12 protein-coding genes are annotated in these 14,358 nt (G+C 37.6%); 9 read left to right on the top strand and 3 right to left on the bottom strand.

The features are described from left to right. The first annotated feature begins 13 nt into the window (after positions 1–13). The 3 genes from ACIQXV_RS09705 to ACIQXV_RS09695 are packed head-to-tail and all read left to right on the top strand — an operon-like array spanning position 14 to position 4,326. Positions 14–2,623, top strand: coding sequence for a glycosyltransferase family 4 protein (locus ACIQXV_RS09705; RefSeq protein ID WP_402958225.1), 2,610 nt, complete (start codon positions 14–16; stop codon positions 2,621–2,623). Positions 2,624–2,683: 60 nt separating this feature from the next. Continuing rightward, positions 2,684–3,757 (top strand): hypothetical protein, encoded by a 1,074-nt coding sequence (locus ACIQXV_RS09700; RefSeq protein WP_402958223.1) that lies wholly within the window; start codon positions 2,684–2,686, stop codon positions 3,755–3,757. Further along, the gene (locus tag ACIQXV_RS09695; RefSeq protein ID WP_402958221.1) at positions 3,754–4,326 is read left to right on the top strand and encodes a hypothetical protein; all 573 of its coding nucleotides are present in this window, start codon (positions 3,754–3,756) and stop codon (positions 4,324–4,326) included. Before ACIQXV_RS09700 ends, ACIQXV_RS09695 begins: the two co-directional genes overlap by 4 nt. Before the next feature lie 88 nt (positions 4,327–4,414). Here the strand turns inward: ACIQXV_RS09695 and ACIQXV_RS09690 are convergent, their stop codons facing one another. Next, on the bottom strand, positions 4,415–5,815 hold the full coding sequence (locus ACIQXV_RS09690; RefSeq protein ID WP_402958219.1) for a right-handed parallel beta-helix repeat-containing protein: 1,401 nt from the start codon (positions 5,813–5,815) through the stop codon (positions 4,415–4,417). A gap of 273 nt (positions 5,816–6,088) precedes the next feature. Between ACIQXV_RS09690 and ACIQXV_RS09685 the strand changes: the two genes are divergently transcribed. Further along, the gene (locus ACIQXV_RS09685; protein ID WP_402958218.1) at positions 6,089–6,769 is read left to right on the top strand and encodes an NUDIX hydrolase; all 681 of its coding nucleotides are present in this window, start codon (positions 6,089–6,091) and stop codon (positions 6,767–6,769) included. On the opposite strand, the gene ACIQXV_RS09680 is transcribed toward ACIQXV_RS09685, so the two are convergent. Continuing rightward, positions 6,745–7,584 (bottom strand): MBL fold metallo-hydrolase, encoded by an 840-nt coding sequence (locus ACIQXV_RS09680; RefSeq protein WP_402958216.1) that lies wholly within the window; start codon positions 7,582–7,584, stop codon positions 6,745–6,747. The two genes, ACIQXV_RS09685 and ACIQXV_RS09680, sit on opposite strands and share 25 nt — an antisense overlap. A 125-nt stretch (positions 7,585–7,709) precedes the next feature. After that, positions 7,710–8,546, bottom strand: a complete 837-nt coding sequence (locus ACIQXV_RS09675; RefSeq protein ID WP_402958279.1) for an SDR family oxidoreductase — start codon at positions 8,544–8,546, stop codon at positions 7,710–7,712. Positions 8,547–8,790: 244 nt separating this feature from the next. Here ACIQXV_RS09675 and ACIQXV_RS09670 point away from each other — a divergent pair, with 244 nt between their 5' ends. The 5 genes from ACIQXV_RS09670 (at position 8,791) to ACIQXV_RS09650 (ending at position 14,331) form a co-directional block, all read left to right on the top strand. Next, the gene (locus tag ACIQXV_RS09670; RefSeq protein ID WP_402958214.1) at positions 8,791–9,702 is read left to right on the top strand and encodes a c-type cytochrome; all 912 of its coding nucleotides are present in this window, start codon (positions 8,791–8,793) and stop codon (positions 9,700–9,702) included. A 203-nt stretch (positions 9,703–9,905) separates the two neighbouring features. Then, on the top strand, positions 9,906–10,907 hold the full coding sequence (locus ACIQXV_RS09665; RefSeq protein ID WP_402958213.1) for an ABC transporter substrate-binding protein: 1,002 nt from the start codon (positions 9,906–9,908) through the stop codon (positions 10,905–10,907). Then, a complete protein-coding gene (locus tag ACIQXV_RS09660) occupies positions 10,907–12,979 on the top strand; it encodes an ATP-binding protein (RefSeq protein ID WP_402958211.1) in 2,073 nt (690 codons plus the stop codon). The genes ACIQXV_RS09665 and ACIQXV_RS09660 overlap by 1 nt, the downstream gene beginning before the upstream one ends. A 16-nt stretch (positions 12,980–12,995) precedes the next feature. Next, entirely contained in the window at positions 12,996–13,157 is a 162-nt protein-coding gene (locus ACIQXV_RS09655; protein ID WP_402958209.1) for a response regulator, read from the top strand. A 31-nt stretch (positions 13,158–13,188) separates the two neighbouring features. Continuing rightward, positions 13,189–14,331, top strand: a complete 1,143-nt coding sequence (locus ACIQXV_RS09650; protein WP_402958207.1) for a sigma-54-dependent transcriptional regulator — start codon at positions 13,189–13,191, stop codon at positions 14,329–14,331. The last annotated feature ends 27 nt before the right edge of the window (positions 14,332–14,358 follow it).

Here is a 14,358-nt window from a genome sequence, read left to right as displayed (position 1 = left end):
GAAGTGATCTTTCATGATGAAAGCTTTTCTGGCTGCTTGTTATGCTGTTACATTGTATATCGGACCACAGCCTGTGCAGAAAGTTATGTTTAATTTGTGTGTAGGTAAAAAAAATAGGCTAGCTGGGGGGAAATATTTACTGCGCGTTTCCTGCCGTTTAGGAAAGCAAAGGAGTTTTCTCGGTCATGTAAGCCATTGTAACCGTTTGGAGGTAAACCATAGGAAATACTTAGCGGCCTATGCTTGGAGAAACCTAGGTTTATATAATCAGGCATGGATGGAATTAAAAGAGCTCGATGATCAAAATACAGAAATACATTTTTTAAAAAGCAACACCCTTTATAACGCTAGGAATATTGAAGAGTTAATTCAATTTAGTAAAGAAATAGCAGCAGGCTCTGTATTAGATACTAAACAAAAACACTTTTTAATCCAATATTCATTTCGAAAACACGGGGCATTCAAGGCACGGCAATTATCTGAGCTTTTTGACGACGGATCATCTTATTTCAAGGATTTAATAGAAAAGTATAAAGAAATGGAAAGAAGCGGCGATTCATGGGATGGGTCGCCAACATTGGCCCTAACATTAAAAGATATGAAGGCGGAACCGGCTTTAAAGCTGGTGTTAAAAGCTTTTAAAGAAGGAGACCGTTCGCCTCTTATCTATCACACATTGATTGAATCGTTACAAGAAATCGGACTTAAAAAGAAATATCTTCATGACTTAAACCTAATGATCGATGAGGGTTTTCTTCCGTTAACCAGTAAAGACGCGCTTTATCTCCTTACGAATTGCCGTGGGTTTCATGAATTATATGATGGCCGATCCTTATTAGGAAAAGAAGAGGATTTTTCAAGTATTGTCGTGTATGGTGAGAGCTTACCTGAACCAATTTATAAAAACTTGCTAATGAAATTAATTGATCCTTTTGTCCAGTCTTCAAAGCCATTGCCTTTTAATGAGAAGGCTTTTAAGATTTTATCTCGTAATTTAAAAGGAAAGCATAAATGGGATTGTCTTGAGGTGCGGTGGTATTTACAGAGAAATGAGCTGGAACACATAGACCATTTTATTCATCCTTTTCCACAAGACAAGCAGTTAAAATTATTGTTATATATTGCGAAGTATTGCCATGAACATCAATTAAATGAGCTTGCCATCATGTTTGGTGAAAAGGCTTATCATATTAGTCCAAAACATGAGGTAGTACTTAGGAGATTAATTGCCAGTCACCATCGACTCGGGAATGTTTCGCAAAGATATTATTTTATCAAGAAACTTAAAAAATTGGCTCCCCATCGCATTTTTAAAAAGGAATATGAGATGGCGTTAGATGAATACTTGTTACAAAAAAACGAGTGGAATTGGTCTAGAAAGAGTAAAACCATTGATAAAGGAAAGACAATTGTTCATGTGTTGAATAAATCACTACCGGAAGTGAACGGCTATACGATTAGAAGTTCGGAAATAGTTGAACATCAAAAGTATTCAGATTTGCATCCAGTTGTGATTACAAAATTAGGTTATTCTTTTGATTCGGAGGTTGTAGAAAGCATCCAACGAGAAAATCTTAATGGCATTGAACATTATCGTCTAATGGATGTAAACGGTTCTAAAATCAATGAAGTTCCAATGAGTGACTATTTTCGGACTTATGCCGATCAATTTGCTCGTGTCTTACGGCAAATAAAACCTGCAATGGTCCATGCAGCTTCTAATTTTCAAAATGCCTTGCCGGCCTTAAAAGTGGCGCAAAAATATCATATTCCTTCTGTGTATGAGGTAAGAGGGCTTTGGCATGATACACAGGCAACAAAGATAACTGGTTTTGAAAATTCAGAACGCTATTTATTGCATGAAAAGTACGAGTTAATATGCTGCCAAACTGCGGATCGAGTTGTGGCAATTAGTAAGAGTTTAAAGGAACATCTGATTAATAAAGGGATTCCAGAAGAAAAAATCTACTTTGTTCCAAATGGAGTAGACGTAAAGAAGTTTAAGCCGCAGCTGCCTAATTCAGAACTTCAAAAAAAGTATGACTTAGAAAATAAGTTAGTCATTGGTTTTATCGGGTCGGTTACACATTATGAAGGCCTTGATTATTTGATGAAGGCATTGTTAGTGCTAAAGAAGATGAAAATACCTTTTTCATTTCTGTTAGTAGGAGATGGAAAGGCACTGCCGGAGCTTAAACAATTAGCCCGGGAACTTCAATTAGAAGAGGAGATTATATTTGTTGGAAGAATTCCTCATGATGAAGTAAAAGAATACTATTCGGTTATTGATGTTTTTCCCTTCCCGCGTACAAAGGCAAAGGTATGTCAGCTGGTGACGCCTCTTAAGCCGTTCGAAGCCATGGCTATGGGGAAACTAGTGTTAGTAAGTGATATTCCGGCATTACGGGAAATGGTGATAGATGGTGAAACCGGTCTGGTATTCAAAGCAGAGGACGTTTCATCATTAGTAGAATGCCTTCAGCAAGTAGAAAACAATAAGCATTTAGCTAAGCAGGGGAGAAAGTGGGTCGTCAAGAATCGAGCCTGGGATCAATTAGCAAAAGCGTATCATGAAATTTATCAAATAAAGTCTGCAGAAGCGGTTCAAGCATTAGAGGCATAACTTCTAGTAAAGTCTTGATACCATTAGCATGAAATTTAACGAAAGGTGTTGAGATTTTCGTTGCAAATAATCGAGCATACATATAAAAGCAATCTGCCTATTAAGTATGTTTTTTCAGAAGGTAAAGCGAACAAAGATTATTTGGTTGTAGTTTTCTCTGCATTTTCACCTGAAAAGGCAGATATCAAGTATAGCTACAATTACATTCGTTCCTTACAGCATATTGATTGTCACCGTTTGTATATTCTTGACAATTTTGGGCCAAGGGGCTGCTATTACTTAGGGGCAAATATGGATTTTGAGGTAGAGACTTGTGTAAACTCATTAATTAGTTTTTTTACCAGGAAATATATGATCAGCCAGAATAATGTCATTACAGCCGGATCCTCTAAAGGCGGTTCCGCAGCCTTATATTTTGGTCTTAAATACCATTATGGTCATATCATTGCCGGTGCTCCGCAAACCAAAATTGCTGATTATGTGTTGAATTCTGCAAAAGATACTGCAGCCTATATATTTGGCGAATGTCATCCTTCTAGAGAATCGATACAAAAATTAGACAGTATCATCTTTGAACAATTGGATAAGGAAATTGTTTCGGAGTTACACCTATTATCCAGTGAAAATGATAGTCAATTCAACGTACACATCAAACCATTTTTGGATTTATTGGATCAGAAAGGGATTAAAGGTCACGTTCAGATCAACAATGAAATTAAAAATCATAGCCAAATCGCCAAGCACTTTCCATATTTTTTACAAAAGGTTTTATATCAGCTTTTTGGAATAGACTTTGAGAAAAGTGTCATTTTTTGTAGAGACCACTTACAAAAAACGTATTATTATTCCATCGCAAATAACCATATTTGCTTTAAACTTGATTGTCACCAGCTTCAAGAAGTTGAATACGCATTCTATATTATCCTAGACAATCAAGTGCTTGAGAAGGTCATGTACCAGGATGATCCTGAATTAGTTTTTCCTATCACTCGTCATGGAAGCTATCGAATCCATTACTTTGTTCGATCAAAACAAAATGGCGAGAAAATTAGTAATAAAACCCATGAAATTGAGTTTACCCCTACTTTAGTAAATTCGGGGCTAAAACTAATAGAGAGAGAGGGATCTATTTGAGCGTAACTGCACAATATCCATGGATCAATTTATTAAAAGTGGATAAATTGAGCCCAGTAACAAATAACACTAGAATAAGATTTGAATTAGATGCTGAGGGAGATGAGCTTCTATTTGCCTGGTATATATATCGAAATGGAGAACGGATCGATTATATCCCATATCATGAAGCTAATGTGTTAGAGTGGGAACCTAGTGACCCAGGTTCCTACTATATTAAAGCTTTTACGAGGGATAAAGAAGGAGAGCAAGTCTCAATTAAATCGGCTGAATATAAGGTGATAGACTGCTTAAAGTATGAGGATATCAAAAATATTACTCCTAGTCTACAAAGCCCGCAGCATGTAGGTGCTACAATTAAATGGGAGGCAATTGTAACAGGGGAAGAGTTACAATATGCCTGGTATGTATTTAAAGAGGGAAAAAGAGTGGACTATATGCCATTTTCGAAATCAAAGCTTCTAGAATGGTCACCTACAGAAAAAGGTAAGTACAAAATTAAATTATTTGTAAAGGATCTTTCTGGCAATAAGTTTTCGAAATGGTCGATTGACTACATAATTCAGTAGTTTCACTGGCTGATAAATTCATTGTTCAAATATGTGAAAGAAGTATCAATTGTAAAATGGGAAGGGAGGTCGCAGCTCCTTTCCCATTTTAATTAATGGATAATTTTTTTTGTAATGTTAACTTTTCTAAGTGTTTGAGATTTCCGGCAATAAACGTTGGATTGTCATTGTTGGTGTTCCCCTGGGCCGCTAAAGATCCAAAATAAGTATTCTTGATGAATACAAAACTTCTTAGCGATTCATTATTGGTGCTTTTATAGGCATTATTTTTTAGTGTGACATGATTTCCATATCCAAGGGATAAAAAGTAGTTGCTCTTACCGCTGTGAAGATTATTTTTTATCGTAATATCATTACCTCTTACGAGAAATGCTTGATCAAAATTTTCAACAGCATTGTTTTCAAATAAAATAGTTTCAGCCGTCGAATGAGTGCCAAATCCGCTGTTTCCCGGTGCAAGTCCCCCCATTTTTGCCCCGTATGCCTTGGAGTCTGTTACAATCCCATAGCGGGAGGGAGTATCTCCTGAAAAATCCACTCCTCTGCGAACATTCTTGAAAATACTATTTTGGATGATCGTTCCTGAACCGCCATAATCCTGGATGCCATAACCTAACCCGGTATTTTTCGTAACAGAGAGATTCATACGGACATCATGAATCGTAGAATGAAAGGTTTTATTCAAAAATATTCCTGTTAGTTTTGAATTACTCACAGTAACATCACTGATCGTAGCATTGCTTGAAAATTGAAGGATGACCATTTTTGTATCATAGGGCTTTGGATGGGTAAAGGAAATTCCCTTTAAATTTACTTCATGATTTGCATAAGCTTTTGCTGTGACTTTTTCATTTTTCCCGATAGTATAACTTTCACTTAATTCACGATCTAGATATACTTGTTGATCTTTAATCATGGTAATTTTATATAGTCCACCTTTTGTTAAATAACTTCGATTATCCCAATACCAAAGCTTATCAGATTTTAAATGGATTAAATCCCCTTTTTTCATTCCAGTTGTGCTTTCCACTACAACGTAACGATCATTTTTTGAAATTCTCTCGACCACATTTGTTGTGTTTACCGGTTTATTCTCAAATATAAAGGCGCTCGTCTTATTTTTTTGTAAAATTACCGCGGGACTTTTTCCTTCATCTTCTGAGGTAATGGTAATTGCATGATTGGAAGTTAGTGGTTTGTCAATTATGTATGTAGCTCCATTTTTCAATATCACCTTCGAGCTATTGTTAATGGCCTCTTGTAGTCCATTCGTGTCCAATTTATGATCAAACCCATCAGCCCCATATTGTTCCGGTGTTACAATTGAAAGTAACTCATCTGAATGGTTTTGAGGGAATTGTTGGGTTGATCTGTTACTTGAATCTGAATGTGGCAAGGACAGGAACCTATGTAATATCCATAAAAGTGTAATCAAGCTAAAGATAATGGTACAAGTGAGCATATTCTTTTTTCTACTACCTTTTTTCATAAAACGTCCCCCAGAGACAATCGTCATTCCATTTAGTCATTAGGTTTCCGTACCAAATCACCCTGAATTGTCTTATAGCTTAAACATTTTCAACATTACTGATGTTATTTAATTATAACAATGTTTTTGGACTAATTCTTTCGAAAAAGTCCCTTTTAAGACAAATAGAAAATAATAAAGACTTTTGACATGGAAGGTAATTGGGAGGAGAAAGTTGAATATTAATGGAAATACATTTTTTTATTTTTCAAAACATTAAATGGGGTGTAAAAAATGAGTGCTATACCTAGACCGGCATCAACGGTTGTGTTAATGGATCATTTCTCAAGGGTCTATATGACAAAAAGACCTGAAACGATGAAGTTTTTTGGCGGATACTATGTTTTCCCTGGAGGTGCGGTAGACAAGGCAGATGACATACAGGATTGGAATGGTTTAATAAATGGAGCACGCAATGATACATTTGAGCTTGCACATTATGTGGCCGCTGCACGAGAATTGTTCGAAGAAGTGGGGGTACTTGTTTGCAAGAAAAAAGACGGTTCCCCTGTCCAACTAGATGATAGGACAGAATTGGAATACCGCCGTCTTCTTATAAGCGGGGAACTATCTTTTTTACAACTGTTAAAAAAGGAAGGACTCCTATTTCAGCTAGAGCACTTAGCCTATATTGGTCAAATTATTACACCAAATAGAAGCCGAATTCGATTTGATACACGTTTTTTCTTAACTCAACTGCCTGAAGGACAAACCCCAAAACCTGATGCTAGGGAAATTAGTGACACGAAATGGATTTCCCCGGCTGAGGCACTAACATCCTACTACAATGGAGAAATTTTATTGGGGCCGCCGACGATTCATGCGTTGAAAACGATTATTAACCACCTAAATGGCGATCCGTTAGAGATGCCCGAATTTAACGTAAGTGATTATTTGGTTGATTTAAGAGAGTAATGGGTATCAAGTTGTGTAACGGAGCCCTCTTTTATTAATTTGATCAGATGTGCTTCTGTTGTTCGTTTTGCTACCTCAAAGACATTTGGATGTGGGAGCTTGTCATAAATAAGGTTTGTCAAATGGCCGACGGTTAAGCTTCCATGGTCCTTGAGCAGGGATTTGATTTGATTTTCGCGGTACAATCTACGTTCTAAAACGAATTCAATATGTTCATAGGGATTTTCTACCCATTCCCCATGTCCGGGCCCAATTTTGTTTAATTTCAATTGTTTTAACATTGATAGTGTTTGAATATAGTCTGACATATCACCATCAGGGGGCCCAATCCATGATGTTCCTTCCGCCACGATGTTATCCCCGGCAAGAAGAATTTGTTTTGACGGGATATAAAGATTTAATTGACCTGCCGTATGACCAGGGGCATGAATGATCATTATTTCTTCGCCAGCAATGCTAATTTTGTCTCCATCCTCCAAGTAGGATATTTGTTTCCATGGAGCAATCGCTTTAATGGTGGCTTGTTTTTCCTGACGATGGCAATAAACAACTGGCTCCCAATCGACTAATTGGAGTACCCCCGGGGCGTGGTCAGGGTGTGAATGAGTTAATATAATCGACCTTGGAATGGCAAGGTCGTTTTTCTTAATTTCACGGTGTAAAGCAATTTTTGTATCCGTTTGGTCAAAACCAGCATCAACTAAAATACTTTCTTGCTCGTTCCCAATTAAATAGCAATTTGTGGTGGTATGTGGCAATAAAGTGGGTGTTAGTATTGGTACACGAATAATTTTCAACTTATTTCCTAATTTCATAGACAATCCCCTCACAATCTATAACCTCACATTAATAATCGATAATTAACGTATTCATCATGAGTATATGAATTTCCTGCTGAAAAAAGGATGTCCCAGTTTTTGCTTTTTTGTAGGAAAATTGATTATTGCTTTAGTTTTTTCAAAATCACCGATTCAATAAATCTCCACGGCAAGAAACTTTTTAGAAACAGATTTTGCTTTACACCTTTCCCAATTGGATACTTGAGATCTGGTGTTTTTCTTTGTGAGGCAATTTGCGCTACTAGTTTCGCGACATCGATAGGGTTGCCATGTTCCGCTTTTCCGCCTTCAATTTCTTTCATCATACTCTCCATATAGGATAAATAGGGGGAGGAAGGATTGATATTCATCTGATCCACACTTGCCCAAATATTGGTTTGATAAGAGCCCGGCTCGATTAAGGAAACGTCAATCCCAAACGGTTTTAGCTCGAGCCTTAAGCTTTCGCTATACCCCTCAAGGGCATGCTTAGAAGCAACATATGCAGATAATCCGGGGAATCCCATTCTGCCGCTTATGCTGCTCATGTTAATAATCCTTCCGTGCCCATTAGCTCTCATAAATGGAAGTACTGCTTGTGTTACTGCAATCACTCCGAAAAAATTAGTTTCAAATTGTCTGCGATATTCTTCGATCGACAACTCTTCGCTAAAACCCCCTAGGGCAAACCCCGCATTGTTTACTAACACATCTATTGATGGATAATCTGATAGTGTTATATAAAATTGAGCAATTGAATCAGGTGAAGTGACGTCCAACTGCTGTATTGAAAGAAATTCGGCAATCTCTTTTTCTTTAGCTGCTTTTAACAAGGGTTTTGCTTTTTTCACATCACGCATTGTTGCGATAACAGTAAAGCCGCTTATTGCAAGTTCGATGGCACACAGTAATCCAAAGCCGCTCGACGACCCGGTAACAATGGCTGTTTTTTTCATAATACTTTTCTCCTTTTGGAATTCCTTTTCTATCATTAAACCCTATCTGATAAAAGTTTGTACATAAAAAATTACTCCGAGTTTTTTGGTGTGATGAATGTAAGACAAATTGTCATACTCTGACTTTTTGTCATGCTAGATTTGATAGTTTTAAAAAAAAATATTATGAACCCTAGTTTTTAAAAGTTGGCATGGAAATTGCATATTAACTAATTGAAGTCACAAATTTTATCTAGGAGTGAAAAAAATGGAATTGCTAGCAAAATTGAAAAAAGGATATGGGATTCCCGTTTTAGCCGCTGCATTTTTACTTAGTGGTTGTGGTTCAGAAAATCCGGCTTCATCGGAAGAACCACAGCAAAATAAAACTGCCTCTGTGGAACAAACCGCAATGAAAACGTATGAACCACCAAGCATGGAAAAGGTTCCGGAAGGTCCTTTAGGTGAATCGATTAAATTGGGGTATAAGTTAATGAATGAAACGAATACGGCCCTGCCAAATAATGTTGGCAATAACTTGGCTTGTTCGAGCTGTCATGGTGCAGCTGGAACCGACGCAACTTCACCGCTAACAGGTGTTACTGCGGTCTATCCGACCTTCAATCCGCGTGCCGGTAAGGTGTTAACTATTGAGGATAGAATCAATGGCTGCTTTAAAAGAAGTATGAATGGACATCCGCTTGAGGCGGCTAGCGACGAGATGCGTGCAATGGTTGCATACCTAAATTATATCTCAACAAATGTACCGATTGGGATTAAAGAACGTCCATGGATAATTAAAAATTCGCTGCAAACCGTACCAACGCCAGACCTTGCAAATGGAGAAAAGCTTTATCAACAGTCCTGTTCGGCTTGCCACGGTGCGGATGGTTCTGGAACTGGTCCAACATCGGGACCTGCACTATGGGGAGAAAAGTCCTTTAATATTGGAGCTGGCATGGGACGAATTTCAACAACAGCTGGGTACATCAAACGTAATATGCCTCTTGGTGAAATGGGCGGTGTAAAACAAGGAAGTTTAACTGATCAACAAGCAGCAGATCTTGCCGGTTTTATTCTTTCAAAGGATAGACCTGATTTTGCCGAGAAAGCAAATGACTGGCCATTGGGAAATGCACCAGCAGATGTCCCATATGAGTTAAAAAGTAAAAATCAATAACATGTTCATAAAAGAGTCAGTCCCCCAGTGGTTTTCCATACAGCACTAGGGGGACTGACTTCATTGCTCATTTAGGCTACTAGCAGGATCCCCACTTCCCCTCGGAATTTCATATAAATGTCCTTTTTTCATAGGTAGTATAGGGTTATTATTCGGTATAGTGTATGTATAGTGTTTCATCTCAAAGTAAGGGGTTAGAATGAATGAAAACGAAATGGTATTTTTTTCTTCTTTTGCTCATTATCGGATCAGTGATATTAAATTACTATTTTAGTCATCGGGTTATTCCTCAGACAAAAGTAGGGGTTATCATGATGGGAAAGAGTAGAGAGGAAAAGCTTACTGGTCTAAAACAAGGCTTACATGACCTTGGATATAAAGAAGATGCAATAGAATTTGTTATAAAAAATGCAAACGATAACGAATTAACATTAGAAAAGAAAATAAATGAACTGATTAAAGAAAAACCTACTCTAATTGTTACACTAGGCGGTATTGAAACCGAAACGTTAAAGGGACAAATGGAGGAGCAGAATCAGAAAATCCCTGTTGTTTTTGCCGGTGTTGCCGCACCAAAGGAAATTGGATTAATTAAAGATTACCGTTCCCCAGGAGGGAATTTTACAGGGATAAATAACTATCATACTAGATTATCAGGAAAAAGATTGGAGCTTTTGAGTCAATTAGTTCCTGCAACAAAAAGATACTTTGTTCTCTACGATCAAGAAATTAAGGTGAGTGTGCTTGGTTTAGAGAATACGATTGAAGCCTCAAAGAATCTTGCTTTGTTAGTCATACCTGTAAATGTTAGCGACCCGACATTTACCGATTTTTTAAGCCGAAATTTACACCATGATGATGCACTGCTACTGGTGCCAGGCTTTCGCACGGAATCGCTTACAGAGAAAATCGCTCACATAATCAAGGAGAATAAGATTCCCACAATGGGTATTTACGGTAATGAGGTGGGGGATTCGATTCTTGCAAGCTATGGGTCTAGTTTTAGGGATCAAGGGTACCAGTCAGCACGGTATGTGAGCCGAATTATTCAAGGGAATTCACCCGCGGACCTTCCGGTTGAACTACCGGATTCCATCCACTTTTTCATTAATACAAAAGTTAAAAAGGAACTAGGCATTGAATTAAATAGTGAAATGACGAACTTAGCTGAATTTATGAAACCGGATAGGGAGGGAGTAAAATAATGGGTGGGAAAATCCGGAATTTGCTCTCTTCACAACCAATTCGTATTAAAGTGTTAGTATTTGGAATCATCATGTCAATCATCCCGCTTTTGTTAATTAGTTACTATTATTATTCAAATGTTAAGGCAGATTTGGAAAATAGAATTCTGGCAAACCAGAAATTAGTGCTTCAAAACCTTTCCAGTGAAATCGAATTGGAGTTTAACCAGACATTCCAGCAATTGCAATTAGCAACAGCGCTTAAACAACAAGGGAAACAGCAGAATATCTTTTACGATCTGTTAAAACAAAATGAATCAATAGAGGAAATTGTTGTAATGGATGATTTAGGATATGTCCAAAGGAAGGTATCACGCTACAATTTGAATCTTCCGCTTCAAAATGAAAAATGGTTTTCAGATTCCTTTTGGTCAGATTTTCAAATAAAAAACAGAACCTATGGAAAGGTCGAATTTAATCAATTCGGCCAACCAATTATGAAAATAATGATTCCGTATATCGAGGACGGAAAACAAAAAGAAATTGGGGCAGTCATTCAGCTGCAAAAAATAATTGGCAAGATTTCTTCACTTAGGCAGGAGGATTCAAGCTATTTATACTTGTTGGATGAAGACGGAAAGGTAATTGCCCATCAAGATTACAGTCAATTATGGAAAAAACACTCGGATTCAGCAAAATCAGACATACTTGGAGTGCAAACTGAAATAAGCGGGTTAGACTGGACTTTGGTAATGGAGCAGCCTGCAACGATAGCGTATGAGCCAATCAATCATCTGTTTAGAAATGGGTTATATGTTGCGGCAATCGCAACGATTATTGTTAGTCTCATTAGTGTCTATGCCGGGCTATATTTCACAACGCCAATCATCTATCTAGAAAAAGGGATGAATTATTTAAAAGCTGGTAGAAAACCTGCCCTCATTTTATTAAATCGTCAGGATGAATTAGGGAAACTAGCAGAGTCTTTTAATGAAATGAGTAATAAATTGAAGGAAAAATCACTCCGGCTTGAACAAGAAAAAGAACGACTTAGTGTGGTAGTAAATGGAATTGAAGCCGGTTTAGCGCTTGTGACGAAAGAGTATCAGGTAACTTGGAAGAACCCATTGTTACAAAATTGGATTCATCATCAAAATCTCAATTTACCATGTTTCACATTATTTGGCGGGAAACAAGAAGCATGTGAAGAATGTCCCATTACTTGTCCAGAACTTGATGCAAACGGTAATTCTATTATGAAGACGAAGGGAGTAAACGGGGAGGAACGAATGTTTAATCACCGCATTTTTCCACTAAATCATGCTATGAAAGGGGAGGGAGAATTCTTAATCGTGATAGAAGATATAACAGAGCAAAAGCAAATCGAAGAAAAAATGATCCAAACAGATAAATTAAGTGCATTGGGATTAATGGCATCGAGCTTTGCTCATGAAGTAAACAACCCTCTCGCAACGATCAATGTATTCGCGGAGGATTTGATTGACCGTTTGGAACAAAAGGATTCAGAATTAGATGAAGAAGAAATGGCGCTATATTTAACGAAAATTAAGGAAAATACCGAAAGATGTAAAAGAATAACTGGTAATTTATTGAATTTCTCCAGAAAATCGAATTGGACGGCTACTCATATCGATATAAAAGATACGATTATGAACAGCATTAATCTAGTAGAATCCTCAATAAAAAAGAAGCGAATTAACCTTACTACCAATCTATCGCCTGAATTACCAGTTATTTTCGGTGATAGTTTAAAAATGATGCAAGTAATCGTGAATTTAATTAACAATGCCATGGATGCAATGAATAGTGATGGACAGCTTATTATTTCGGCTAAGGTGGAACAGGATTCGGTGTGTATTCAGGTAATCGATGACGGTTTTGGTATGTCGGCTGAGGTGTTGGGTAAAATCTTTGACCCCTTTTATACCACAAAGCCTGTGGGAAAAGGGACTGGTCTTGGATTATCGGTATGCTACGGTATTATAGAGGAATTTGGCGGGAAGATCCAAGTGGATAGTGAAGAGCGCGCAGGAACGACAATAACTGTCCAAATACCGATTTCTACTAGGTAATGGGAGGAAGATTTTCATGGGTGGAACAAAACTTTTAATTGTCGATGATGAAAAAGATTTGGCCAATCTTTTAGTGAAACGTCTTTCACGAAAAGGTTATGAAGTACTATCTGTCGGAACTGCTGAGGATGCACTAGCATTATTAAAGCAGCATTTTTTTGATATTGCTATATTATGATATACGTCTTCCAAAGATGGATGGAATATCGTTGTTAAAAGAAACAAAAATAATGGCTTCAGAGACAGAAATTGTTATGCTTACAGGACATGGAACGATTGAAACAGCAATAGAAGCGATGAAATTAGGGGCCTTCGATTATTTAACCAAGCCTTATAATCTGTCTGAACTAGAATTAATCATAAAAAAGGCCGAAGAAAATAAGCAACTAAAAGCCAAAAATGATAGCATGAAAAAAATCATCAAACAACAGAATCAGTTTATGATAATTGGTGAAAGTTTGATTTTTAAGGAAGTAATCGATTTAACCCGCCGCATTGCAGACAGTGCGGTTCCCGTGTTAATTGAGGGAGAAAGCGGAACAGGAAAAGAACTGTTTGCTAAAGCATTGCATTATTGGAGTCGTCGTTCCGAGGAGCCTTTTGTCGCAGTGAACTCAGGTGCCCTGCCGGAACAGCTTCTTGAAAGTGAATTATTTGGGCACGTCAGAGGCGCCTTTACAGGGGCAAACCAAGAAAAGAAGGGTCTTGTCGAGGCAGCCGATGGCGGGACATTGTTTTTAGATGAATTGGGAGAAATGCCATTAGCCTTGCAAGTAAAGTTACTTCGTTTTCTCGAACTTGGTGAATTTCGACGTGTAGGAGATGTGAGAGAGAGAAAGGTAAAGGTACGAGTTGTCGCGGCTACAAATCGAAATATGGAAATAGAAGTAGAAAAGGGAAACTTTCGTGAGGATTTGTATTACCGATTAAATGTCGTTAAATTAACGATTCCACCCCTGCGTAATCGGAAGGAGGATCTTCCCTTACTCATTCAACACTTTATCAAGCAAAAGAAATCGTCTGAAAAAGTCCTTTCAGACGATGCTTTAGTAGCATTACAACATTATGATTATCCCGGGAATGTTAGGGAGCTCAACCATTTAATCGAACGAGGCCTGTTATTATCAAGAGGCGGAAGAATTGAAGCAGTTGATTTACTGCTGCCCAGGCATAAACCGGAGGAAAGGCAATTGAATGAAGGGGTAATATGCACATTAGAGGTAGTAGAAAAAGAACATATCGCACATGTGTTAAAACAAGTGATTTGGAATAAAACGAAAGCGGCTGATATCTTAGGGGTTAGTGTGAGAAATTTATATCGAAAAATCGAACAATACGGGTTAAAAGAATAATAATGACAAAATGTCAAAAAAAGCAGC

Source organism: Neobacillus sp. NPDC097160, assembly GCF_044762155.1.
Taxonomy (GTDB): domain Bacteria; phylum Bacillota; class Bacilli; order Bacillales; family Cytobacillaceae; genus Neobacillus.
This window is presented reverse-complemented; position numbering and strand designations above follow the sequence as displayed.